The following is a 25,009-nucleotide window of genomic DNA, read 5'->3' as shown; positions in this document are numbered from 1 at the left end:
ATTATTAAAACTTTTCTCTGTTATATGATTTGTTTGTTATTTTATAGTTGAAACTCAGCTGCATGATTATTACTTCTTAAAAACTGATTGATCTTATCTGTGACCGTTTTTTCAACAGCAGATTGGGCGATTTCCAATTGATCTTTAGGTAATGCCTTACACTCTGCATTGGTCATACTTTTTTCTTTTCCTAATGCTTTCAGTAAAGAAACTTCCAAATCAGTAGCAATATTAACCTTACTGACTCCTCCATCTTCTAGCTTTATCGCTTGTTGTATCATTTTCGGGGGAACGCCTGATCCGCCATGAAGCACGAGATGGACTGGAGTTAACGCCCTAATTGCTTTTAATCGATCAAAATCAATTTTCGGTTCCTTTACAACATACACACCATGTGCCGTCCCAACTGAAACAGCCAATGCATCCGCTTGAGTTTCATTGATAAAGCGAAGTGCTTCAACTGGGTCTGTATATAATTCTTCGTCATTATCCGTCTCAACGAAATCAGTGGTACCAATCTTCCCCAATTCTGCCTCAACAGACACTCCTTTTGAATGTGCGTACTCTGCAGCCTCCTTACTAATAGCAATATTTTCTTCCAATTCCTTTTCAGAAGCATCAATCATCACGGAAGTAAATCCAGCTTGAATAGTATTTTTAATAACAGATAATTCCTTTGTATGATCCAAATGGAGAACAACCGGTACCGTTATATTTTCATCTGAAATTGCAGTATAAAATTCTTCAGCAAATTCGAAAGGTGAGACCCCATACCGTATCATCTCTTTTTGAGATATTTGAACAATTATTGGTGATTCTGTTTTCTGACCTGCTCTCAGGATTGGGCGTATCATATCTGTATATCGTGGTGCAAAGGAGCCAACTGCATAGCTGCCTTTTTCAGCCATTTCTAATATTTTCTTCAAAGTTATTACATTCTTTGGTTTTGTATTCGTTGTCATGTCACTCATCTCCCAGCAGATTTTGATAATACATGCGAAGTGGTTTTTCCATTCTCAAATATCCATTTTTGTATAATGATTGATAAGCAATATGGCATTTTTTATTTGGTTTAATCTCTGTTTGGTTTTGTCTATTTATTAAATCGGTTGCTTCTTGTTCATTTTTATAAATTCCTGCGCCGATCCCTGCAGCAATTGCTCCTCCAAGCAAGGATGATTCAGTGACTGCCGGAATCGAATAGGAACACCCCGAAACATTTGATTTAATTTGCATCCAATGATTGTTTTTCGTTCCTCCTCCTACAGCAACTACCTTTGTGATATCACTCTTTATAATAGATTCAGCAGCTTTGCGTATAGATTCCAAATGATATGCTGTACCTTCCAATATTGCTTTTAGTAAATCTTTTCTCTCATGCTTTCTTTCCAGCCCAATAAATGCTGCTTTTGCATATGGATTAAGATTCGGCGCACCACTCCCCGACAAATAGGGATAAAATAAGATCCCTGTAGGGTTTTGTGTGGTTTCATTCAATAATTCTTGTAGTTCTTCATATGTTAAGGTAACTTCGGAAAGCTGCGACCGTATCCACTCCACTGACCCACCTGAAGCAGGAAGTCCTCCCATCCAAAAGTATCGATTTTTCACGACATGACATCCGTATGATAAGCCGGATTTGTATTCTTTTTCCCCTAATTTTTGTACATTCAATGTCCCTACTAATGTTTCCGCTGTTCCAATTGAATCAAGGATTACACCTGGGTTAATGGCTCCTACTGCTAATGCAGCACAAATATGATCATGACCTGATATTGCAACTGGAATCCCTTTAGGCAGTCCGCTTGCAATATATTCCTCATTGTTTAGCTCTCCGATTGGTGTTCCACTTGGTTGTGCAAGTGGAAAGTTTTTTTCATCGAGGCCAAAATTGTTAAGCCATGGTACATCCCACATTTTTTTATCAATTCTAAAACCATATGTTCTTGCCGCTAGAGAATAATCGGTCCCAAATTGACCTGTTAACTTATAGGCGATAAAATCTGAGGCAGAAAGCCAAATCGCATTATTGGTAATAGATGAATCTTGTTTCTTCAGCCATAATAACTTGGATAATCCATATTTATAGCTGTTATGTATTCCTGTTTTTGTAAAGCGTTCAAATTGATCTGCTTCTTTAGCAATTCGTTTTGCCTCTTCCATTGCACGTTTATCAAACCAAGGGATCATTTCTGTTTTGGGCAAACCTGTTTTTGTGTCAATCAGTAGACCTGTTTCAGCCATACTTGTTATACCTATAGCAGCAATTATTTTGCTATTTTCCTTAATAACATCTTTTATGTTAAGTAACACAATTTCCAAAATTTCTTCCGGATTATAATAGGCATTACCGTTTGTATGATAATGAGTTTTCGTTTTACGGCTTGCTATTTTTAAGCTATTGCCGAACAGATCGAATAATCCTACCTTACAATGTGTTGTTCCTATATCTATTCCAAGAAGCGTTGTCGTTGTCATCTATTGGATCCCTTCCATCGTTCGTTTAACTCTCTCCATTCCAAGCCTAGGGCTTGTAAGAAACCTACCTTGCTGCTGTTTCGGAAGTTTCTCAACAACTCTAGCCATTGATGCCTGTGCAAGTACGACAACATCTACCTCTGTCATTAGTTTCGATAATACTTCAAGAAGTAAATCATCGTGACCTTTTTTATCACCGTTTACTAAACGTTTATATGCTTCCCCTGCTAACTCAGGTTGAAAGTCTATTTGTTTATTATATTTTCGTGCTGTATCTTCCAATAATTTAAGCGTAGGATTCATTGTCGTCGAAAGAGTGGAAGCAATCCCAATTTTCCTACCAAGTTTAATAGCTTCTTCAGCCATCGCTTCATCAATCCTAATAATCGGTATGTTTAATGCTTCTCGCGCTTTTTCAACCACTTCTCCAACCGAAGAGCATGCATTCAAAATAATATCCGCACCTACTTGTTCGGCATATTTTGCGTATTGAATTAGCCTCTCTTCCACTTCTTCAATTTTCCCGCCATTCTCCGCTAATTGTGGCAAGATAGAGTCATCAACAAAATTAACTATATTAAACTCAGGTAACAACTCATTTGCCAAAGTATTTAGAGATTCTACTGTAACAGGTGTCGTATGAATGATCGCCAATGTATTACCCATTATTCAATAGCGCTCCTTTTTAGTAATATACTTTTCTTGCATAAAATTGTGTATTTGTACTTATGAAAACTTAACCTTTCGTTCCTGCTGTGATATTCATTCCCTCGATAAAGTATCGTTGGAAAATAAAGAAAAGGACGATAACTGGCAATAGCACCATTAATGAACCACCCATTAATAGGTTCCACTGTGTATTGCTTTGACCTTTAAACACTTGGAGCCCTAGTTGCAATGTATAAAGCGCTTCGTCATTTATATAGAGTAAAGGACCAAGAAAATCATTCCAAGCTCCGTTAAATGAGAAAATAGCAACAGTAGCAATGACAGGTTTTGTTAGAGGGATCATCAACTTCCACCAAATGTAGAAGTGATTAGCACCATCCATTTTTGCGGCTTCAATCAACTCATTTGGTATTGTTAAGAAAAACTGTCTCAATAAAAAGATAAAAAAGGCATTTCCAAAAAACGCTGGCACAATCAATGGTAACCATGTATTCAGCCAACCCAATTTAGAAAAGATAATATATTGAGGGATCAGCATAACGAATCCTGGAATCATCATCGTAGCAAGTACAACTGCGAACAATGTATTTCTTCCTTTAAATCTGATCTTCGAAAACCCATATGCTACAAAAGTGTTTGAAAGAACGCTACCAACTACACCTATAGATGTTATGATTAGAGTATTCGCAGCATATCCAAAAAATGGTGCCGCATCTAATACTCTTTTATAGTTTTCCCAGTGAAATTCTTTCGGAAAAAAAGTCGGTGGATAAGCCATAACCTCTTTCATATCCTTTAGGGAAGTAGCGATCATCCACCAAACAGGTGACAATATTAATATACTGCCTAGGATCAAAATACTAGTGACGAAAATTTGCAATATTCGTTCTCTGTTTTTCGAACTTTCAAAATAAGTTGTTTTCTTTTGCGTCACTGTATTCATTTTCGATCCTCCCCTTCATAATGCACCCACCGTGGAGCAAGCTTTATATTTATAAGTGTTAAGAGAAAAACAATCGCGAAGAGCACCCAGGACATCCCCATTGCGTACCCCATATCAAATACCTTAAATGCTTTATTCCACATATGGAGATTAAAGAATACCAATGAATTAGCTGGACCTCCGCTCCCACTTTCTGTCATAACATAAGCCTCTTGAAAAATTTGGAATCCGCCAATTAAACTTGTAACCAGGTCAAAGAATATAACCGGTGTAATCATTGGAATTGTAATGTGGCGAAAACGGTGAATTATATTAGCACCATCCATCTCTGCCGCTTCATATAAAGATTTCGGAACGCCTTGCAAGCTAGCCAAATATAAAAGCATTCCGCCACCAAGACTCCAGAGCTTCATAAATATTAGGGCCGGTTTTGTCCAAGTTGGGTCGGAGAGCCAAGCAGGACCGTCAATGCCTACCCAACTTAAAATAGTATTTATTAACCCAGTATCTGGGCTTAATAATTGCATCCATAACAGGTAAACCCCCACACCGGATAAAACAGCTGGCAAATAATAAATAGTCCTGAATACCCTCATGCCAGGAACATTTTGATTTAATAAAACACCTAACAAAACAGCCCCAACTGTAGTTAAAGGAACAGATATTGCAACGTAATACAATGTATTGTACAAAGACGTCCAAAACAAATCATCATTAGTGAACATGCGTATATAATTACTAAAGCCGACAAAGTTCATCCTTGAAGTGACATCGTAATTAGTAAAACTGCCGTATAAAGAAAATAAAATTGGACCCCCAGTTAAAAATAAAAAGCCAATGATCCACGGGGCAATAAATATGTATCCTTGTATACTTTCTTTCCTCTCAAGAGACATCGGTTTCTTCTCTTTGCGGATAAGATTCTTTGACTTGGTTATTGGTGAGGCACGCATGCTTCTCATCCCCTTTTTCCTGAATATGAGATGATCAGGGAGCAGAAAGGATGCTCACTCCCTAATCATTTATGGTCGTTATTTAGAACTATCAATCAACTTTTCCACAGCTTTTTGGGCCTTATCCAATGCATCTTGTGGTGACTGGTCACCCAGTAAAGCTTTTTCAATTTCTGGATCTATTAAAGTAGTGTAATCTGGAGCTTCAAGCGGATTTGGTGTTAAAATCGTATTTTCTAAGTTCTCTACCGTTGCTCCATACGTAGCACGCCCTTCTTCCGAAAGTTCCGAACTTTCGGCCGCTGCTTTTGCACCATCAATATTTGCCACATTGTCAAAGTTTTTAACAGCCCAATATTCTTGTGCTTCCGTGCCTGCTAAATATTTGAGAAATTCCCAAGATGCATCGGTGTTTTTGGCTCCATATGGAATCTCGGCTACGAATCCGCCACCCCATGTAATATTTCCTGTCCCTTCTTCCTTTGCCGGTAATGGTGCAATTCCGAATTCCACACCATCTCCATAATCACGAATCTGAGTATAAAATGTACCCGGATTGATAAACATCCCAATTTTACCAGCAATAAATGGATTAGCTGTTTCTGAGCCAAACTCTGCTGTAAATGAGTTGATCACTTTTTGACCGTAATGACTCTCGTAATCTACAATCCATTCAAGGGTTTCAACGTCTGTTGGTTGATTGATTGTAGGTTCATTTGCATCATAGTCCCAATATGATTGCCCATCTGCATTTAGCATCCAGATATTATGACCAGCTCCATAACGAGGCAAAAATCCAATCCTCTCATAACGGTCACCGTTTTTCTTGTCTATTTTTCTAGCAAACTCTTCAACCTCAGCCCATGTTTTAGGTGGTTGTTCAGGATCTAAACCAACTTCTTTAAAGACCTCTTTGTTATAAAAAAGCATGTAAGTATCGGTAGTAAAAGGGAGTGCATAAGCATCGCCATCATGTAATACCGGACTCCACAAATTAGGGTAAAATTGATCCTCAAAACCATCTTCTTTGTTAATATACTCCGATAGATTTGTGTTTTGTTTTTTATCTGCCCGCTGTGCAACGGTGTTGATATCATTGATAATCACATCAGGTGGATTTCCTGCCGCACCTGCAGCCAATGCCTTCGTCCAAATATCACCCCAAGGAAGATATGTATGTTTTACCTCGATCTCGTCTTGGGAAGAGTTGAAATCACTAATAATTTTTTCAATAATGGGTTTGCGTGTTTCCGATCCCCAGAATGTCCAAAAATCAAGAACAACCTTATCTTTTCCAGACTCCGTGCTTGAACTCTTACCATCTGAATTTTCTACCGGCTGTGACTGTGGCTTTCCAGCACACGCAACCAACATTACACTAAAGACAACAATAAGAACGAGTAACATTTTGTAAGACTTATTAAAACCTATCAATCTTCTTCCCCCTTAAATTTAAATTTCCAGCAACAAAGACCACATTCTAAGTTTGTTCATTTGCCTTCATAATGCTTTATGGTGTTTTTATTGGTCTTTACGTGGTATTTTGTTGCCTTGTTAACATTATTATATGAGCACGCTTACAATGTCAACTGGTTTTTTAAAAAATCTGACTACTTTTAATGGTTTCCTCAACAAAAAAACTCATAAACCCCAATACAACAACTAATAAAACATGCTCAAGGCTCCTTATTCCAATAACAATTAATTAGAATAGATATATTCTAAAAATTCTTGACAAATATGTAGGTAGAATGGAGAGGACACTAATTCACAAGTAAAAGAGATAAAATCAGAACTGAAAGATATCAAACTAGAACAACAACAAATTAAATCCCGATTAAAAGAGAACACGGAAATAGTAAAAATCATTCGTGATAGACAAGAAGAAACAGATGCTAAATTAGAAAGTATTTCATTGGATATCCATAAACACCACGGGGAAGTTACTAACTTAAAAGTGGAACAATTATCGCATAAAGAATTGTTTCAACAGCTTGATGCTGATCAATTAAGACAAGAAAAAATATTAGGACGCTTATCCATTCGTTCTATCGAGCATGAAGCCGATACTGCCGAATGCAGGCGGATAATATAAATGAATGTATATCAATGATAATTTCGTATATTACTTGCTGCAACCTTCCTCTAAAAAGAAAACCAAAAAATAAATACTAATCATTACTCCACGGATTCCTACCTTGAACTCTATTATTTCCACAAAAAAGTGCTTAGACAATAAAACTTTGTCCAAGCACTTTTTCATTCAACTATTATAATATCATTCTACTTCTATCAATACCGCCGCACCTTGGCCTCCGCCACCGCATAAGGAGGCAATACCTCTACCTCCACCACGGCGTTTAAGTTCTTGCGCAAGTGTTAATAACGTTCGAAAACCACTAGCACCTAAAGGATGACCCAAGGCGATTGCTCCACCATTCACATTCACTACATCTGATGGTAATCCTAACTCTCGTTGACTAGCAATCACAACACTCGCAAACGCTTCATTAATTTCAAACAAATCAATATCAGATAGTCGTAATTGCGTACGATCTAACAAGGATTTGATTGCATTTGCAGGTTGCAGATGTAATGTTGGATCTGGACCGGCAATAAAGGCCCAATCTATAATTGTCGCAAGCGGAGATTTGCCTATTTTTTCACAGGTTTCTAAACTTGAGATCAGGCCAGCGCTTGCTCCATCTGACATTTGGCTCGCATTTCCTGCTGTGATCGTGCCATCTTTTTCAAATGCAGGTTTAAGATTTTGCAATTTTTCTAGTGTAGTTTGTGATCTTATACACTCATCTTCTGTAATAAGTTGATCAGACACTGTAACCCCAACGATCTCTCCCTTAAACTTTCCTTCTATTTGAGCTTTCGCTGCCCTTAATTGCGATTGTTCTGCATACACATCTTGATCTTGACGATTAATATTAAATGTGCGATTTGCCTTTTCGGAAACTCCGCCCATCGATTCATCAGAGAGCGCACACCGTAATCCATCATTAAGCGTATCTCCAAATTCCACAGACCCCATTTTAACTTCTTTACGCATGTTAGAAACGTGTGGAGCATTCGTCATCGATTCAAAACCTCCAACAACGAATAATTCCCCTTCGCCTCTTTCTATCCGGCGAGCAGCATCAGAAACGGAAGCTAAACTAGCAAGACAAACATTATTAAGCGTGATAGCTGGCGAATGAATGCCGATCCCAGCGTTCATTGCAACTTGACGTGCAGGATTCTGACCTTGGCCTGCTTGAATGACTTGACCAAGAATGACACCATCCGCTTGCGTTGCTTCAGGATAACGGCGAACAAGCTCAGAAACTGCCTTAACACCTAATTCTACAGCTGATTTTGTATGAAAAACGCCTTTAAATCGACCAATTGGTGTGCGAACTCCATCTAATAACACAGCTTTTTTCAAAACAAATCACCCTAACATCTCATATTTATCAATTACGCCTTGGCGGAATTGCGTCCAGATTTTATCGAGCTCTCTCGATAAACTTCCCCTTAAAAATCTGTGACATTCCGCCGGAGGCTTTAACTTCATTCAGCAAAAGTCGGGGACTTCTGCTGAATGGTTAAAAGTTCTTATGTCAATGAGTCACGATACGTTTCTCGTGCATATAGCGTTGCAATAATGCTAAGTATCCCAAGTGCAATTAAATAAACTGCGATCGGCCAGTACTGCCCATCGTATTTTGCTAATAAGGCTGTGGCAATAATTGGCGAAAATCCGCCTGCTAGAATCGCTCCTATTTGATATCCGATCGATGCACCACTTAAACGTGTCTTTGTGCTAAAAAGTTCGGAATAATATACAGCCTGTGGTCCATACACTGCATCATGCAAAACATTCAATCCAATTACAATTCCAATGGTGATTAAAATGACCGAACCTGAATCCATCATCCAGAAAAAAGGTAAAATGAACAGAGTAGAAGCAATCGTTCCAAACAAGTACACAGGTTTACGTCCAATTTTATCAGAAAGATATGACCAAAGTGGCATTGTCACTAATCCGATCACTGAGGAGATCATCACTGCATTTAGTCCAACTGAACGATCAAAATTATGTGTTGTTACAAGGTAAGTTAGTACAAATACGGAATAAATATAAAACACAGCATTCTGTAATAGTTTCATTCCAATTGTTAAGAATAATGGCTTTTTCTGTTCACGTAACACTGTTACAACAGGTCGCTTTTCCTGTTGCTTTTTTTCTGCCATTTCCAAAAATGCTGGTGATTCACTTACCTTTAAACGAATATAAAGTCCGATAAGCACAAGTATGATGCTTAATAAAAATGGAACCCGCCAGCCCCATGTAAGGAAGGCTTCATTTGACATATTATTTGATACGAGTGAAAAGACAGCTGTCGATAAGAGTAGCCCAGCTGGAACGCCCATTTGCGGAAAACTTCCGTAAAGTCCACGCTTTCCTTTCGGTGCATGTTCCACAGCCATTACAACAGCTGATCCCCATTCGCCCCCGATCGCGAATCCTTGAATGACACGCAGGAGACTGATTAATAGTGGTGCTAGTAGTCCAACCGATTGGTACGTTGGGAGTACTCCCATTAAGAAGGTGGCAATCCCCATGAGTAATAGCGAAATGGTAAGTACTTTCTTACGCCCAAGCCTATCTCCGTAGTGTCCGAAAACCATACTACCGAGTGGACGTGCAATAAACCCTGCTGCATATGAACCAAAGGCAGCCAATGTTCCATATAATGGATCAAAGTTCGGAAAAAATAATGCCGGAAAAACGAGTGCAGCTGCCGTACCGTAAAGATAGAAGTCATACCACTCTATCGTAGTTCCGATAAAACTAGCGAGCGCTACTTTTCGATGCTCTTTGGAAAGGCCTTTGCCCACTGTAACTGATTTCTCTTGTAAATGACTTTGGGACATTTTATGCCCTCCTTTATTTATTATGTTTTATTTCATTCACTTTTTTGTTTGAAAAAAGGCAGCCAAACATCATTGCATTTTGTAAAACTAATTTGTAATGGCAAACCAATGTGCAAGTCTTGAACGGGATCGAGTAACAGATGAGTCATCATCGTTGGACCTTCCTCTAGTTCAACAATTCCAAGGATATATGGAGCCACCGCTTGCCAACCTGGATGACCAGGTCTATGAACAACACCCCATGTTTTCAAACGTGCATGTCCGGAAGCAGGTGCCCACTCTAGATTGGCACTCCAGCAATGTGGACATATCTCTCTCGGATAAAATACCGATTGTTTGCAATCCACACATTTTTGCAAGATAAAATCTTTTCGCGCCACCGCATCCCAGAAAGGCTTTGACACAGCGGTAATTGTTGGGCCCGGAACTACGAGATTTTCAAACTTCTTACTCATGATTCCACCCCCATTACTAAAGCTGCTGCTTCACTTAATGTGGCCCCATTGCCTGTCACAAGGGAAAGGCGCGCATTGGGAATTTGCCGCGGATGTGCTTCATGCCTTAACTGACGCACTGCTTCAATAATATGTGACATGCCCCCCGCAAGGTCTGCTTGCCCAAATCCAAGTTGACCACCATGCGTATTAAGCGGCCAATCCCCGTCGTAGCCGAATGAATGGTCTTTCATCCATTCACCGAACTTCCCTGGTGTACATAATCCCGCATTTTCTAACGTAATCCCGACTACACTTGTGTAGCAATCATATAAAGATAATAAATCCATGTCCTGCACACTCACATTAGCTTGGCCTAATGCAGCCGAGATCGCATATTGCAACGGCGCTGATGCGAGCGCCGGGGATTGGCTAACCGCGCGATGAGTGATCTTTTCCCCCGCACCGAGTAAATATACCGGTGGATGACCCCCACTTGGCAGATTATCTTTCGAAGTGACGACGAATGCCGCTCCACCGGCAACTGGCATCACAATTTCGTATAAATGCATTGGATCGATAATAAGAGGTGATTGTAAAACTTCCTCAACCGAAAGCGGTTTACCATAGAAAATTGCATTCGGATTCAGTTGAGCGTTTTTCCGCGCCCAATGTGCAATCAAAGCAAATTGCTCTTGCGTTGATCCATATTCTGCCATATGACGTTGCTTCAGCAGCGCATAGGAGGTATTCGCTCCGGAAGCACCGAACGGTACATCAAATTCTCGAATTGGATTACGATTAGGTGAACGCGGAGTTCCGCTTCTTTCATTCGTATTAGCAAGCACGCATACAACCGTTTCACACATACCCGCTTCGATCGCTGCTGCAGCTCGCCATAACATTCCAGCTCCAGAAGCTCCACCGAGATCGACCACATTCGACATTGTCGGCTCAAGGCCAAGATATTCCGCTACTGTTGCTGGTACATGTTGAGGAGTTTCTCCCACTTGTGGGCCGACTAAAAGACCATCAATCGCATCTTTTTCCAGACCGGCATCTTCAACTGCTAGCCGCACAGACTCCGCAATTAATCCTAATGTTGTTGCGCCTTCTGTATAACGTACCGGCGCAAGTTCCCCGATACCTACAATTGCACATTTCGGAACCCGTCGTTTGACCATCATACGTAACTCCTTTCTGACAACGTAGCATAATCCACAAGACAATCTGGATTATTAAGTGATCCCTTGTTTTTTATCTCCTGACCAACTACCGCGGATCGTGCCGCCCCTTCCACTTTCTTCCCATTTATTGTATAAGGGACTTCCTTCACACAATAAATACGACGAGGAACATGTCGTGGAGAAGCTTTTCTTCGAATGTTTTTACGTATAACATCAGCTAGTACATCGTCTAGTTCCCCATTTTTCGTTACTATACATAACACTATTTCTTCATCACCCGCATTCGGTAAACCGAAAACTAAAGAATCTATGATTTCCGGGATTTGTTCAACAACACGATAAATTTCAGCAGTACCAATGCGGACACCGCCTGGATTAAGTGTTGTATCAGCCCTTCCGTATATGACAAGCGATTGTTCCGCAGTTTGTTCTGCTAAATCTCCATGTGTCCAAATCCCTGGTCGATTAGCAAAATAGGAAGAATGGTATTTTTCATCTCCACCCTCTCCCCAGAATGTGAGCGGCATACTTGGAAACGGCTTTGTGCAAACTAAATCCCCTTTTTGGTTGTAAACCGATAGACCATATTCATCAAGCACATCGACAGCCATTCCAAGGGCTTTGCAAGTAATCTCACCACGCCGAACAGGGTGTATAGGAGAGCCCATCACGAAACAACCAATTATTTCAGTTCCACCCGAAATCGATGCCAACATTAAATCTTTCTTAATATGTTTGTAGACCCAGTCATACTGTTCTGCCGATAGTGGTGCCCCGCAAGAAAGAACACTGCGCAACTTTAACAAATTGTGTTCCTGTCCAACCGAATAATTAGCTTTCTGTAAAGCTTCCAGATACTTCGGACTAGTTCCGAAATGTGTCACACCAACTTTTTCAGCAATCTCCCACAGTATTCCAATTTTATCCTTACGCAATGGTGATCCATCATAAAGCAAAATTGCAGCACCGCTCGCAAGCCCCGAAACTAACCACGGATACATCATCCATGCAGTATTCGTGTACCAATACATTACATCTCCAGGTTTCACGTCACAGTGTAATTGATGTTCTTTCAAATGCTTAATTAATGTGCCGCCAACGGAATGTACAATTGCTTTAGGAAGGCCCGTGGTCCCTGATGTATATAGGATATACAGGGGATGATCAAAAGGAACTCTCGTAAATTCTGGAACAGAAGGCCCTTCCTGACACAGTTCCTGCCAGCTCAACACTTTCTTTGTTTGCTTAATAGATTCATCTGTTTTCTCTGTCAACGTAATGATTGCAGAAATACCGTCAAGCACCTTACATACAGCATTGATATTTTCTCGAATATCAAAAAACTTGCCATTATATTGATAATCCAGTGAAACGATCAATACCTTTGGTTTTACTTGCCCGATACGATCGACAATCCCTTGAGAGCCAAAATCTGGAGAACATGAAGTCCAAACAGCTCCCAGTGACGTTGTCGCCAATAACGCTACTATCGCTTCGATTCCATTTGTCACTATCCCTGCTACGCGATCACCACGACATACACCTAGATTTTTCAAACCTAGCTGTGCCCTAGCTACTTTACTGCGTAATTCCCCCCATGTATAAGATTGGGTAACACCATCTTCCCCAGCTACAATCACTGCTGCATTTCCTTTGTCCCCACTCAATAGATTTTCTGCGAAATTCAAACGAGCATCTGGAAACCATTGGGCACCCAGCATGCCACTCTTAGTTGGAGGCACAAATGCCTTTTCACCTTTTTCCCCAATGATATTAGTGAAATCCCAAATAGCTGACCAGAATTCTTCAGGTTGATCCACCGACCATTGGTGAAAACGTTCATATGGTAGAAGTGGATAATCAATCTGTTTAGAAAATTCCACTAAATTAGACTGTGAAATCCACTCTTCACTCGGTTGCCATAATATATTTGATTCCAGTAAATTCTCTTCTTTTATCAAGTTCTTTTCCTCCTCTGAACCAAACGTGAACGCATCTAATTGGTTATCGTTCATCACTTCTAGAAAAATTATGTCATTAAATACTTCCGTTTGGTTTTAACTCTCTTGCTCAATATTAATTATTTCTATAATATTACTCAGATTAATTCTTGATCTGCCCTTCTCTTATACTCTTTAAGTGGATACTCGGAAATGTAAAACAGAAGCTATAAACAATAAAGCCCCTCATCATAAGAAGAGGGGCGCCTCATCTTATCTTTCAGGAACATACATACCTGCAGGAATTAGCACCTTTTCAAGCTTTCACTTGAAGGTTGCCGGACATCTTCGGGCCTGTGTACCCTCCGTCTCTCTGGATAAGAAATACATATTTAGTTATATATTAAAGTATTCATATATCTAGATTATAGATACTTTTATTATTTTATTGAAAATGAAAAGTTAGAATCCTTACCTTATTTTAGAAAACAAAAACCCCTCTGCTCATAAAGAGAGAAGGGGAGTGCGTGAATAAACATAATCAGCATTAGTCCACCTTCTCATCTTCGGAATCATCTTAATTCCTCTGAAATTGGCACCGTACATTTATATGTCGGTTGCCGAGGCATCACGGGGTCAGTCCCTCCACCTCTCTTGATAAGAAGAAATTCATTAAATTATTGTATAAAATGATAATACTTGCTTCGTTACAATTAGTCAACATATTTTTACAAAAAGTGTGAATGTTTCCTCATCGAATAACAAAAAGGAAGGGAATGCCATTTGCATCCCTTCCTTTTGCTCATCTAACTATTTTTTTATTGCTAAGCTTTGTCACACCAATAGTAATACCTAATGCAGATAAGGCGATGACAACTTGCGAAACCATACTTGTTTCTCCGAATTCAACCTTGGATGATAATGCAGTGATCTCCCCTACTGACGAGCTAGGTGTGTACGAGATTGTTAATACTACACCTAAAATGAGTTGGAGTACAATCAAAGCTAAAGCAAAAATAACAGCAAACACAAAGTATTTTTTCAGCCTAATCCCTCCTTCTTTATCTCCTACGTTTCTATATAAAAAAGGTTTCGGTTTTTATTTGCGAATCTTATCAATGGCATCCGCTACGAATTGAACATTTGTACCAACAATTACTTGAATGCTTTGTTTTCCAACAATATTAATTCCTGGGACGCCAGTATTCTTAATTTTATTTTGATTTACTGCATCCATATCTTTTACTTCCACTCTTAAACGTGTCGTACAATTGTCGACAGAAGTGACGTTATCGTCACCGCCTAATCCTTCATAAATTTTAGCTGCCATAACAGCAAATCTATCTCCGGTAACTTCTTCTACTTCATCTTCTTCCTGTTTCTCTTCTACTACATCGTCTTCTCTACCTGGTGTTTTTAAGTTGAATTTGACTATTAAGAATCGGAATAAGAAATAGTAAATAACAGCAAAAACTAATCCTTGAACAATTAACATATATGGTTGATTAGCAAGTGGCAATCTTGAACTTAAGAAAAAGTCTACGAATCCTGCGCTAAATCCGAACCCGGCAGTCCACTGAAAGTATGCGGCAATGGCCAAAGAGATACCAGTTAGAGCAGCATGGACGACATAAAGTGCTGGTGCTAAAAACATAAATGCAAATTCTAGTGGCTCTGTAACACCTGTAAAGAACGAAGCAAAACCTACTGCCAACATTAAGGATGCAGTTTGTTTTTTCCTTTTCGTTTTCGCTGTATGGTACATAGCAAGTGCTGCTGCTGGTAAACCAAACATCATAACAGGAAAAAATCCTGCTTGATACATTCCTGTTATACCTTTAGTACCCGTTCCAGCCCAGAAGTTCCCAATATCATTTATTCCAGCTACATCAAACCAAAATACAGAGTTCAATGCATGATGTAAGCCTGTTGGAATTAATAATCTATTGAAGAATCCATATAATCCTGCACCAATAAACTCTAACTTACTAATCATTGTTCCAAATGAAACCAATCCAGTAAAGATAACAGGCCATGCAAAGAACAAAATAGCAGATACTACTAACATTGAAACAGCTGTCATAATCGGCACAAGGCGCTTTCCACTAAAGAATGCCAATGCATCTGGTAATTGTACATGACTGAAGCGATTATACATAATTGCTGCCACTATACCGGAAATAATACCAACAAATTGATTGCCTATTTTCTCAAAGGCAGGGTTTACATTTTCCACATCTATTCCCTGTAGCATAGCTACTGACTCTGTTGAAAGCAAAGTGGTTACTACAAGGTAGGCTACTAACCCACTTAACGCAGCGGAGCCATCTTTATCTTTGGACATCCCGAGCGCAACACCAACTGCAAATAAAATAGACATATTGTCAATTATGGAAGATCCAGCTTTAATTAAGAAAGCGGCTATCGCACTTCCTTCTCCCATTCCAGAGGGATCGATCCAATAACCAATTCCCATTAATATTGCTGCTGCTGGTAATACGGCAACTGGCAACATGAGGGAACGACCAAGTTTTTGGAAATATTTCATCATTTTAACCATTCCTCCTATCAAAACTCGTATAAAGTGAAACTTCCATCAGTGGGGGTTTTGTTCATCCCCCACTGATGGTTAAGGAACTCAGGAAAAGGTCGCCGCGTCCTGCGGCAACGCCTGAGTGACCAACATCCTGTTGGCCTGAACCAATCGGGCCTTTACGGGCAGTTTCCCTCACTTATCCTTCTTCGATTTCTCTAAGTCTTGAAGCGGGGTTTTACTGCCCGTTAATCTGCGATAAATTAACCTTTTGAATCAATACGGCACAATTATCTATGTTCAACGATGAATAGAAAACGAATTTATATTATATAAAATTGCATCCATTTGTAGTTCTCTGTTGAAAAATAAACAATCGAAAGCATATATGGCTTGCATCGCCTCCTTTAAAGTCACTTTTACTCCCATATTGAAAAAGCAAATCTCCTTGTTAAACTAATATTTTCTTAATCTTTCAATATGAAGTGTGATATAACCTAATTCTTCCTCTGGTAGCTCTACCTTATGCACTATAGACAACTTCTTTGCTACCTCTGATGCACATTTAAACGATATTGGAAACTTTTTCTTGATCATTCCTAACATTTCTTCATCCATCGTGTGGATTTCGTAATTATTTAATCTAGCCAAAGCAAAATGTAAATGAGTAAGCAGACGTTGGTAAGATATGTCGTCTTCTTCGACCGTGATATTTAAATATCCTTTAATCGTTTGGACCATATCTCGAACAATCGTTGTATGTCTAACCGTTTGCCGCAAGTCACCACCTTGGAGCTTCATCGTGTGGATATGAAGTGCAATAAAAGAAGCTTCATCAACGGGCATATCTATTCGAAATTTTTCATTTATATGTTTAACTGCCCATAGGCCTATTTCGAATTCTCGTTTGTATAAGATTTTTATTTCATGAAATAATTTGTTTTTCAAATGAATGCCATCTCTTGCCCGTTCGATCGCAAATGAAAGATGATCAGTAAGAACAATATGAATATGCTCATTTAACTTTGAGCCGATATACTCCTCTGCATAAGTAATAACTTCCTCCGAGATGGTAAAATGCTCTTCTGGGATCCTATTTAGAAGTTGTTGAAGCTTTTCATTCTCTTTCATAACGAAAAGCTTCTCAATTTTATGGACATTTACAATGTCATTTCTTTTCTTATGAAAAGCAATCCCAGCTCCAATCGCAATTTTCTCCTTTTGTCCATCCATTACTATCACAGCATTATTATTCAATATCTTTGTTATTTTCAACGGAAACCATCTCCTTGTTTTCCCTTTTTCATCAGTGTGTCACTATATATAAGCTGTTATCCTTCAACCGCGAATTAGCGGTGATTCGGTCATGTATTCAAAACCATTAACATGTCGCTTATAGTTATACAAAGTGAAACAAGGCATCAAAAAAGGCATGGAGGTATAACAAAAGAAGCATGACTTCTTTTATTTACCACCATGCCTGATCGTATCAGTAACATGTGATCCGTAATGAAATTATAGTAGTAGTATAACATTGAACTTTTAAAATTACAAGATGTAACCGCAATCAATTTATTTAACTAATTGATAGAAAGGTGGATTCGTACTACCTTCTACCTGTTTTCATTTCGATGGCGAATAAAGTAAATAAACTGCGCAATTAATGTAGCGGGCAAATTGAAAATATTCCCTTGTAAGTTGTATTGTAATTGCTGCTCTTCAAAACTCATTTTTTCATATTCCTCATTATGAGTTAAACCGGACTTTTTCATCGACTTCTTTGTTGTGGCAATATTTGCGTATTGCATCGGAATCAAAACTATATAATAAAGAACAAGTACTGAACCAATGATAATCATAAACTCCATCATTGTACTCTCCTTCCCTACACATTATATCTTAATATTAATAATACGGAAGGGAAGGATTATAGTTTCACTTTGTTGAAAAATACTTGAATGAACATATAAAGTCGCAGCTTTTAAATACCTAACATTCTATCTAATTCCAATTTAGATACGATAAATCTCCCCCTCCAGATGTGCCACTAAAACGTGTCAGATTATTATGAGACCCTGATATCAGCAATTTGCTTATTAAGATTTTCTGTAGTACTTCGTAAATCTGTTGTAATACTTTTAAATTCAATAAATGTAGCCAATTGTTGCTCCGAGGCAACCGAGATACTCTCCATATTTTCTTTATTTTCTTTTGACATAATATTCATCTCATCTATAAAACGATGGACATTATCCGCGCTTCTCCCGATGTTTTCAGCCATCGTATGCGAAACATCAAGTAAATTATGAACCGTTTCTACCTTTTGGACAATGCTTGAGAATATTGCATCGGAGCTTTTTACTTTTAATATTCCCATCAATGTTGTCTCTTTTGAACGGTCCATCTCAATAGCTAAATCAGCTGTATCATGCGTTAAATCATTCAGTACCACGCTAATTTTATCGGCATGTTTACTCGAGAGATCAGCCAGCTTTCGTACTTCATCCGCGACGACTACGAAACCTTTTCCGGCTTCACCAGCTCTTGCAGCTTCAATAGCTGCGTTTAAAGCTAATAAATTTGTTTGCCTAGTTATTTCTGTCATCAGTTTTAATGTCTCTTGAATCTCGATGGAGCGTTTCTCGAGCCTCGCCACTACCTGACCCATTTGTTCTGCGTTGGCAGAGATATAAGACATTTGCTCAACCGTTTCTATCATTCCTTTTTGACCAATAAGTGCCTCTTTTGTCGTATCTAAAGAAGATGCTTTTGAATGATCTAATTGTTGAATAATAGAAGCAACATTTTTTAACACTTCATCTAGCATTTGGCGACTCTTTTTCGCATCATCCAATTGTTTTTGTGCAGCGTTCACCATATTTTCTATCGAGGCAGCAGTCTCATGGGTCGAGTGCGCTGATTCCTCTGAACCTGTTTCTAAATTCTCCACGTTTTGTAATACATTTTTGGAAGTAGATAAAATACTATTCATCATTTCTTTAATAATATCTGCATGGTCTTTCTCTTTTTTCAACTGTAGAAAAAAGCGTTGTCTAACAATAATTTGTACAATGACAACTGCACTAGTAAACACTAAAAACAATGCATGAATCATGAGCAAACTAAATGGATAGTTTGCAGTTCCGCAGACTAATTCTGGAAATGCAAAAAATCCTACAAAATGCTGTATTGCAAAAATTGCTGTACTTAATAGAATAAGGCGAACGCTTTCGAAATAAGCCAAAGCCGCAACTACCATAAAAATTGAAAAATGATATTCTACCATTCCATTTCCATTAGCAATTAAAGAAATACTACCAAATGTTAATGATAATGTTAAAAGAATAGGAATCCAGTCATGATCTTTCTCCTTTCGGAAAAAAACAAAAGCCATTAATAAGAATAATACTGGTAAAATGAAAAAAATTAATATTACACTTCCTTCGTAACTAGTATTCTCTCCTCGGAGCTGCGTTAAGAGTATATACGAATCTAGCCAACCGACAAACCTATGTAAGATATAAATAACAGCCGATAATATTACAACAAAAGATGCAAAAACCATCATCATAATATTTTTTCTAACAATCAACACTTTCACACCCCTTAGTTATTTAGAATCATCTTATGTTGTCTAATCATAAGTCTAATTAATCATAGTTACCACTATCCCCCCTACAAATAGTTCTTTAAGCCTACAAAAAAAGAGTAAACCAATTTTGTAGCAGGTCTGTGATCACTAAGATGATGTTTATCGACTCATATTTCATGTAAGAAAGTGCTTCCGTACATAATTAATACGTCAGGCAGCCATTGAATGCCCCTATATTAAATGGCTACTTCATCCCCTGCTAGCACCAATCTGTATCTGGAATAATATTCACACGTCCCAATAAAGTTTTTATATAAACATTCCGGCAATTGCTGCGCTTAATAATGAAGCCAACATACCCGCGGCTACAGCGCGAATACCTAATCTTGCAATATCTGGACGTCGGTTTGGCGCAAGTGCACCTAGTCCGCCAAGTAGAATCGCTAATGAGCTTAAGTTAGCAAATCCACATAACGCAAAACTTACAACAATTACTGTTTTAGACGATAATTCTCCGATTTCTGGAGCAAAAGCAGCATAAGCGACAAATTCATTTAGAACGAGTTTTTGACCAATAAAGCTACCAGCAATCACTGCCTCCGACCATGGAACTCCAATTGCAAATGCAAGTGGTGAAAACAAAACTCCTAATATTCCTTCAAGCGTGATGGAACCAAATCCAAACAAGCCACCTATTCCACCCAATATCCCATTAATTAATGCAATTAATGCAATAAACGCTAATAACATCGCGCCTACATTTAATGCGAGTTTCAAACCATCACTTGCACCGCGTGCCGCCGCATCAATTACATTAACGGAATCGCCTTCTTTTTCCATTTTAAAATCAGTCACCACTGACTTTTCTGTTTCAGGCATGACTATTTTAGCCATAATTAATCCAGCAGGTGCGGCCATAAAGCTCGCTGCTAAAAGATATTCAAGTGGTACGCCTAGGAGTGCATAACCCGCTAGTACGGAACCGGCAACAGAAGCAAGGCCACCTGTCATAACAGCAAAAAGCTCAGACCTTGTCATATTTGCCAAAAATGGGCGGATAACAAGCGGAGCCTCCGTTTGGCCCACAAAAATATTTGCTGCAGCAGATACGGACTCAGCCTGACTTGTTCCTAACAGCTTTCTTAATCCACCTCCAATTAATTTAATAAACCATTGCATTACACCTAAATAATATAATGTGGAAATTAAAGAAGAAAAGAAAATGATTATCGTTAATACTTGAAAAGCAAAGACAAATCCAAATTCTTCTGTATTTGCGGCCGGACCAAATAAAAAGGCAATTCCTTCATTGGCATAATTAATAATATTTTGTACTCCCATCGACAACCATTTCAACCCTGCTCTTCCTGCCTCCCATTTTAATACGATAAATGCGAAAGCTATCTGAATGGCTAAGCCGCCTAAAATGGTTCTAAAATTTAATGACTTCTTCGCATTCGATAACAGAAAAGCAATACCTAAAACAACAAATACACCAAAAATACCCCATAACAAATTCACTTTTTCCACCTCTTTATGTTTTTCCTTTTTAAATTGACGCAAAGAAAAAAGGCTAAGTATAAATAGGATTAGCCTTTTTTACTTTTTGATACAATTATCTAATATTCCTATGAAAAATACAGTAACGTTCTATTTTATCTCCACAGATTGCTCCGCCATCTTAATTTTAATATTATCGTTGCAAATATATATTTAGATGTATTTTTTTACAACACTTTCAATGGTTTCCGCCTTTTTCGCTTCTATAATACGTACATGTTTGAAGATTTGCCTTAGTATCTTCCGACAAACGAATATAATTAGATAAGTAATGATTATTGTTAAAGCTAAGGAAATAAAATAATTTTTAACATTAGAAAAATCAATACTGAAAAAGTCTTGTGCTGATTTAAAAAATGCTTTCACTTGCACCAACTCCTTGATATCTAACCAACATACATTTTAATTTTACAGAAGTTTTTATGTTATTAACAATATGAGAGGAATAATGGTTATACATTCGTAAAAGCTATAGAATAGAAGAATTTCTTTAAATGGAGTGACTAACGTGAAGAAGAAATTAAATGCTAGTATAGACGAGGAGAAAATGAAGGTTCAGGCAAATTTAAACAATTTGGAGCCTGGCGATTCCGTGAATGAACATCGGGCGTTTGAAACAGCAAATTTAATTCAAGCCCGTAAAGAGATAGAGCAACAAAATAATAATCTATAAACAGTTATCCCTCACATTGAATGGATGTGGGGGATAACTGTTAACTAAAAAGTGCCAACGAGGAAATTCTCCTTTTATCATTTGGTGATTTTTTGAACATCCTCTAAAATAAAGGGAGGTTATCTAAATTGTTTTCTTCTATCCCATCAGGTTCGCTGCGAATAATGTCTCGGTCATATTTATGAAATACATCAATATTAGCAATTTTCCCTGCCTTTGCTTCATCCAGAGCCGTTATATAATCCAATTCACGCCCTGTTTTCGTTTTAAAAGCAATAAGATTTCCATCATTATTTTTCCGTACCGCAATAATTTCTTCTTTTCCCATTGTATCTTCTTGATCAGTAATATTGGTCTCTTGGTTACTTCCACGATACTCATCATATATTTTCTCAAAGTCCTTTTTCTCCATTTCCTACACCTCCAATATATTGATAAGCTTTACTATATTGGAGTGTTTTATGTGGAGTTTGACATTTTTTATACAGATACAATGGATGTTATTTATTTTAAATGATACCTCCATTTTGAAATAAAGATTCGTATATCTAAGCTTTTATTATTTAAATGTCCATTTTTCAATCCCGTAATAACTTAATTATTTCCTGTTTTTATTAGACCTTGATTTACTTTAGACGTTCTAACCTCTACGGTTAGTGTTCCATTATTTGCAATAGCTTGCAATAACAGTGGAACACCTACAGAATTTTGAAACCTAAAATCCAACCCTCCGTATGATACGGTTGCATCTCTTCCATCCGGTACATACCCAACATTTAACGAATGATGATGCTTCTCCACATAAGAAACACCTAATTTATCTACCGCATTAAACAAAGTAGATGACGTCTGACAGATACCGCCACCAATTCCTTCCACTAATTTTCCGTTTAATGCTTCCATTGCTTTTTGATATCCGTGTGCTTCATCGCTCGGTCCAACAGTCGTGTTAAAAGAAAATATATCGTCCACTCCGAGAATTACATTATTGATTGCCTGCGCAGAAAGTTCTATATTTTTTGTTCTCCCAGCTACACTACTATCGAAATTTGTCGTATATGAAGCGACCATCACTTCTCCCAATTGTGAAACTTCTTCCGTTTTATATCCACTTTCACTTACATATAGAGGTAATTCAACTGTTCCACCTTCTGAAAACGCACTAATTACTTTTTTAAATAGCTCAGATTCCTCTAATATTACTCTAGGTATTCCTTTTATGATCTGTCCATCTTCTCCTATTTTATCTGGGATCATTCTCTGATCGTATCCATCCGTTGTTTCTGTTCCTCTAGCCACATCATTTACCCACTTTTTAACTTCTTCTTTATATTCATCATTAGACCCATATCCCATTTCTTCTGGAGAAAATGTTTTAATAACCTCTTTTGTATTAGGATCCACCACTTTTACTGCAAGTGGTTGCTCTTCTTCCTCTTTTTGTTGTGCTTCTTTTTGTTTTACTTCCTCTTTTTTCTTATTCGTGTTAATTTGCTTCTCTAGTTTTGCTACTTTTTCCTCCAACTCCTTTTCCTTTGCTGATTTTCCTGAACACCCAACTAAACCTATTAAACTAGCAACTAACACCATCACGATTGCCCCTTTAAACATTCCCATTTTTCTCTCCTACCTTTTTATCATCTGATAGATATCATTAAGCGTTATTCTTTGATGCTTTTAATACTATTCAGGTAGGCATTTCTATATTCCAATAGAACACATATTGAAATATTCCTATGTTGGGATTGTTAATTGACATACTTTTTTTGGCCAGTCACTTATGATGGTGTGTATGATAAAACAGCATCGTCGGACATAGATAAAAAATGAGTAAGTATTTTTGAGGGCACTAAAAAAGTCCTTTTAATGTAAGGATCTATTTTAGAATACCGTTGATTTCCGCTCCAGTCGCCGCCTTCCGCCCCAATCAACCGAACCTGCTAAAAATCAACAATCAATGATTTTTAGTTCATATAAGATTCCCATCAAAAACACAACAGATTTCATGGAGGATGAAATGGAGAATTGTCAAAAGATCATTAAAGTAATCGATTATTGAAATTAATGGATTAAACTATCATCAAAATAGACACCATATCAATAAAAAAAGCGATTCAAAAATCACTTTCAGAATCATGAGTAGTCTTTTTGCAAAGGTAATTGTTATGCTAGCGGAAAGCGAGTACTACGGAAAACAACACTCATATTCGAATAGTTATAAAAGAACCGGGTATTTCGCCTGGTTTTCTTAATACTGCTTTTAAATTTCATTCAATTAGGTTTCTAAAATAATAATCTATATATTAAAAACTTTTCATAAGGATCGTGTTCATACAAACTTGGAAGTACTATTTCCCTTTCCAATTCAAATGAGGTGTAGTTATCTAAAAAAAATACATATTCCCTTGATCCATAATATAATACTAGTTCTATTTCTCGTTGTGACTTTTCCACAGAAAGCAATATATTATATATAATTCTCATGAAAATTTGTATCGAAAAAGGGTTAAAGAAATAAAAACGGTTATCCAATGGATCAATCTGATACTCTTCCGCTAAGCAACAATGAAAATGAATCTTCTCTAAACCTTTTTTATTTTTCTTCGTATAACTATTAAGATTTTCCATTGCCTCTTGATAAAATATCTTATTCATTTCGATTCCAATAGCTGATGCTTTAAACAGATAATGAATATAAAAATTTAAACGTCCTTTACCACATCCAAAATCGACTATACGATCGCTACTTTTTAATTCATATTGCTGAAATAGCTTTTCTAATGCATTATATGGTGTTGCTTCATAACGATGATAATGCTTGGACTTATTAAACCCCTTTTGCTCCCCAATCGTTTTGACGTTCAGCAAATCATCATAAAATCGTTCTTTCATTGGTTCACTCCTTGTGTCTGCACATCTTTTTCTATTATCGTAAATAAAATAAATGTATATTTATATAAATTGATTAATGCAAGTATATACCTTTATTCTATCTCATTAATAGAAACCTGATTAAGTTCCTATATTCTTAAATATTATAAAACTATTTTATTAGAAAATTTACAATCTTTTTGCTATGATTAATATGTAAGCTATAAATACTAATGTCGGGAGTGTG

General features: G+C 37.7%; 22 protein-coding genes and 2 riboswitches. Of the genes, 2 read left to right on the top strand and 20 right to left on the bottom strand.

Features of this window, described 5'->3' with window-relative positions:
- Positions 1-41 precede the first annotated feature (41 nt).
- From MHB53_RS21730 to MHB53_RS21705, 6 genes are all read right to left on the bottom strand, one after another.
- On the bottom strand, positions 42-962 hold the full coding sequence (locus MHB53_RS21730) for a class II fructose-bisphosphate aldolase (RefSeq protein ID WP_340922341.1): 921 nt from the start codon (positions 960-962) through the stop codon (positions 42-44).
- A gap of 1 nt (position 963) precedes the next feature.
- Positions 964-2,478 (bottom strand): FGGY-family carbohydrate kinase, encoded by a 1,515-nt coding sequence (locus MHB53_RS21725; RefSeq protein ID WP_340922339.1) that lies wholly within the window; start codon positions 2,476-2,478, stop codon positions 964-966.
- On the bottom strand, positions 2,479-3,144 hold the full coding sequence (locus tag MHB53_RS21720) for an aspartate/glutamate racemase family protein (RefSeq protein WP_340922338.1): 666 nt from the start codon (positions 3,142-3,144) through the stop codon (positions 2,479-2,481).
- Between the two features lie 70 nt (positions 3,145-3,214).
- A complete protein-coding gene (locus MHB53_RS21715; RefSeq protein WP_340922336.1) occupies positions 3,215-4,090 on the bottom strand; it encodes a carbohydrate ABC transporter permease in 876 nt (291 codons plus the stop codon).
- Positions 4,087-5,043: a carbohydrate ABC transporter permease gene (locus MHB53_RS21710; protein WP_340922334.1), complete on the bottom strand. Its 957-nt coding sequence runs from the start codon at positions 5,041-5,043 to the stop codon at positions 4,087-4,089. The genes MHB53_RS21715 and MHB53_RS21710 overlap by 4 nt, the downstream gene beginning before the upstream one ends.
- Positions 5,044-5,121: 78 nt before the next feature.
- Complete coding sequence (locus MHB53_RS21705) at positions 5,122-6,477, bottom strand: ABC transporter substrate-binding protein (RefSeq protein ID WP_340922332.1); 1,356 nt, start codon at positions 6,475-6,477, stop codon at positions 5,122-5,124.
- Between the two features lie 481 nt (positions 6,478-6,958).
- Between MHB53_RS21705 and MHB53_RS21700 the strand changes: the two genes are divergently transcribed.
- Entirely contained in the window at positions 6,959-7,138 is a 180-nt protein-coding gene (locus MHB53_RS21700; RefSeq protein ID WP_340922330.1) for a hypothetical protein, read from the top strand.
- Between the two features lie 183 nt (positions 7,139-7,321).
- Here MHB53_RS21700 and MHB53_RS21695 read toward each other — a convergent pair whose 3' ends face one another.
- The 11 genes from MHB53_RS21695 to MHB53_RS21645 all read right to left on the bottom strand — a co-directional run bounded on the left by MHB53_RS21695 (position 7,322) and on the right by MHB53_RS21645 (position 21,179).
- Positions 7,322-8,479 (bottom strand): acetyl-CoA C-acyltransferase, encoded by a 1,158-nt coding sequence (locus MHB53_RS21695; RefSeq protein ID WP_340922329.1) that lies wholly within the window; start codon positions 8,477-8,479, stop codon positions 7,322-7,324.
- 170 nt (positions 8,480-8,649) lie between these two features.
- Positions 8,650-9,972, bottom strand: a complete 1,323-nt coding sequence (locus MHB53_RS21690) for an MFS transporter (RefSeq protein WP_340922327.1) — start codon at positions 9,970-9,972, stop codon at positions 8,650-8,652.
- Positions 9,973-10,004: 32 nt separating this feature from the next.
- Complete coding sequence (locus tag MHB53_RS21685) at positions 10,005-10,427, bottom strand: Zn-ribbon domain-containing OB-fold protein (protein WP_340922325.1); 423 nt, start codon at positions 10,425-10,427, stop codon at positions 10,005-10,007.
- Positions 10,424-11,590, bottom strand: a complete 1,167-nt coding sequence (locus MHB53_RS21680) for a thiolase family protein (RefSeq protein WP_340922323.1) — start codon at positions 11,588-11,590, stop codon at positions 10,424-10,426. The genes MHB53_RS21685 and MHB53_RS21680 overlap by 4 nt, the downstream gene beginning before the upstream one ends.
- Positions 11,590-13,554 carry an acetoacetate--CoA ligase gene (locus tag MHB53_RS21675; RefSeq protein ID WP_340922321.1) on the bottom strand — a complete coding sequence of 655 codons (1,965 nt, stop codon included), beginning with the start codon at positions 13,552-13,554 and terminating at the stop codon, positions 11,590-11,592. The genes MHB53_RS21680 and MHB53_RS21675 overlap by 1 nt, the downstream gene beginning before the upstream one ends.
- A 249-nt stretch (positions 13,555-13,803) precedes the next feature.
- Positions 13,804-13,917: riboswitch (SAM riboswitch) on the bottom strand.
- 173 nt (positions 13,918-14,090) lie between these two features.
- Positions 14,091-14,197: riboswitch (SAM riboswitch) on the bottom strand.
- A 138-nt stretch (positions 14,198-14,335) separates the two neighbouring features.
- Positions 14,336-14,563, bottom strand: coding sequence for a hypothetical protein (locus MHB53_RS21670; RefSeq protein WP_340922319.1), 228 nt, complete (start codon positions 14,561-14,563; stop codon positions 14,336-14,338).
- Positions 14,564-14,632: 69 nt separating this feature from the next.
- Positions 14,633-16,084 carry an N-acetylglucosamine-specific PTS transporter subunit IIBC gene (gene nagE, locus MHB53_RS21665; RefSeq protein WP_340922317.1) on the bottom strand — a complete coding sequence of 484 codons (1,452 nt, stop codon included), beginning with the start codon at positions 16,082-16,084 and terminating at the stop codon, positions 14,633-14,635.
- Between the two features lie 438 nt (positions 16,085-16,522).
- A complete protein-coding gene (locus MHB53_RS21660; protein ID WP_340922315.1) occupies positions 16,523-17,341 on the bottom strand; it encodes a PRD domain-containing protein in 819 nt (272 codons plus the stop codon).
- Between the two features lie 338 nt (positions 17,342-17,679).
- Complete coding sequence (locus MHB53_RS21655; RefSeq protein WP_340922313.1) at positions 17,680-17,937, bottom strand: DUF3949 domain-containing protein; 258 nt, start codon at positions 17,935-17,937, stop codon at positions 17,680-17,682.
- A gap of 194 nt (positions 17,938-18,131) precedes the next feature.
- Positions 18,132-18,764, bottom strand: coding sequence for a methyl-accepting chemotaxis protein (locus MHB53_RS26490; RefSeq protein ID WP_445661540.1), 633 nt, complete (start codon positions 18,762-18,764; stop codon positions 18,132-18,134).
- Between the two features lie 1,203 nt (positions 18,765-19,967).
- Positions 19,968-21,179, bottom strand: coding sequence for a NupC/NupG family nucleoside CNT transporter (locus MHB53_RS21645; protein WP_340922308.1), 1,212 nt, complete (start codon positions 21,177-21,179; stop codon positions 19,968-19,970).
- Between the two features lie 547 nt (positions 21,180-21,726).
- Between MHB53_RS21645 and MHB53_RS21640 the strand changes: the two genes are divergently transcribed.
- Positions 21,727-21,891 carry a hypothetical protein gene (locus MHB53_RS21640; protein WP_340922306.1) on the top strand — a complete coding sequence of 55 codons (165 nt, stop codon included), beginning with the start codon at positions 21,727-21,729 and terminating at the stop codon, positions 21,889-21,891.
- Between the two features lie 103 nt (positions 21,892-21,994).
- Here MHB53_RS21640 and MHB53_RS21635 read toward each other — a convergent pair whose 3' ends face one another.
- The 3 genes from MHB53_RS21635 to MHB53_RS21625 all read right to left on the bottom strand — a co-directional run bounded on the left by MHB53_RS21635 (position 21,995) and on the right by MHB53_RS21625 (position 24,783).
- Positions 21,995-22,303 (bottom strand): DUF3892 domain-containing protein, encoded by a 309-nt coding sequence (locus tag MHB53_RS21635; protein WP_340922304.1) that lies wholly within the window; start codon positions 22,301-22,303, stop codon positions 21,995-21,997.
- A gap of 182 nt (positions 22,304-22,485) precedes the next feature.
- On the bottom strand, positions 22,486-23,508 hold the full coding sequence (locus MHB53_RS21630; protein WP_445661468.1) for a VanW family protein: 1,023 nt from the start codon (positions 23,506-23,508) through the stop codon (positions 22,486-22,488).
- Between the two features lie 666 nt (positions 23,509-24,174).
- A complete protein-coding gene (locus MHB53_RS21625) occupies positions 24,175-24,783 on the bottom strand; it encodes a methyltransferase (RefSeq protein WP_340922302.1) in 609 nt (202 codons plus the stop codon).
- Positions 24,784-25,009: the final 226 nt, after the last annotated feature.

The organism is Bacillus sp. FSL K6-3431, assembly GCF_038002605.1.
Lineage (GTDB): Bacteria > Bacillota > Bacilli > Bacillales > Bacillaceae_C > Lederbergia.
Note: the sequence above shows the minus strand (reverse complement) of the source record. Positions and strands in the feature narration are given on the sequence as shown.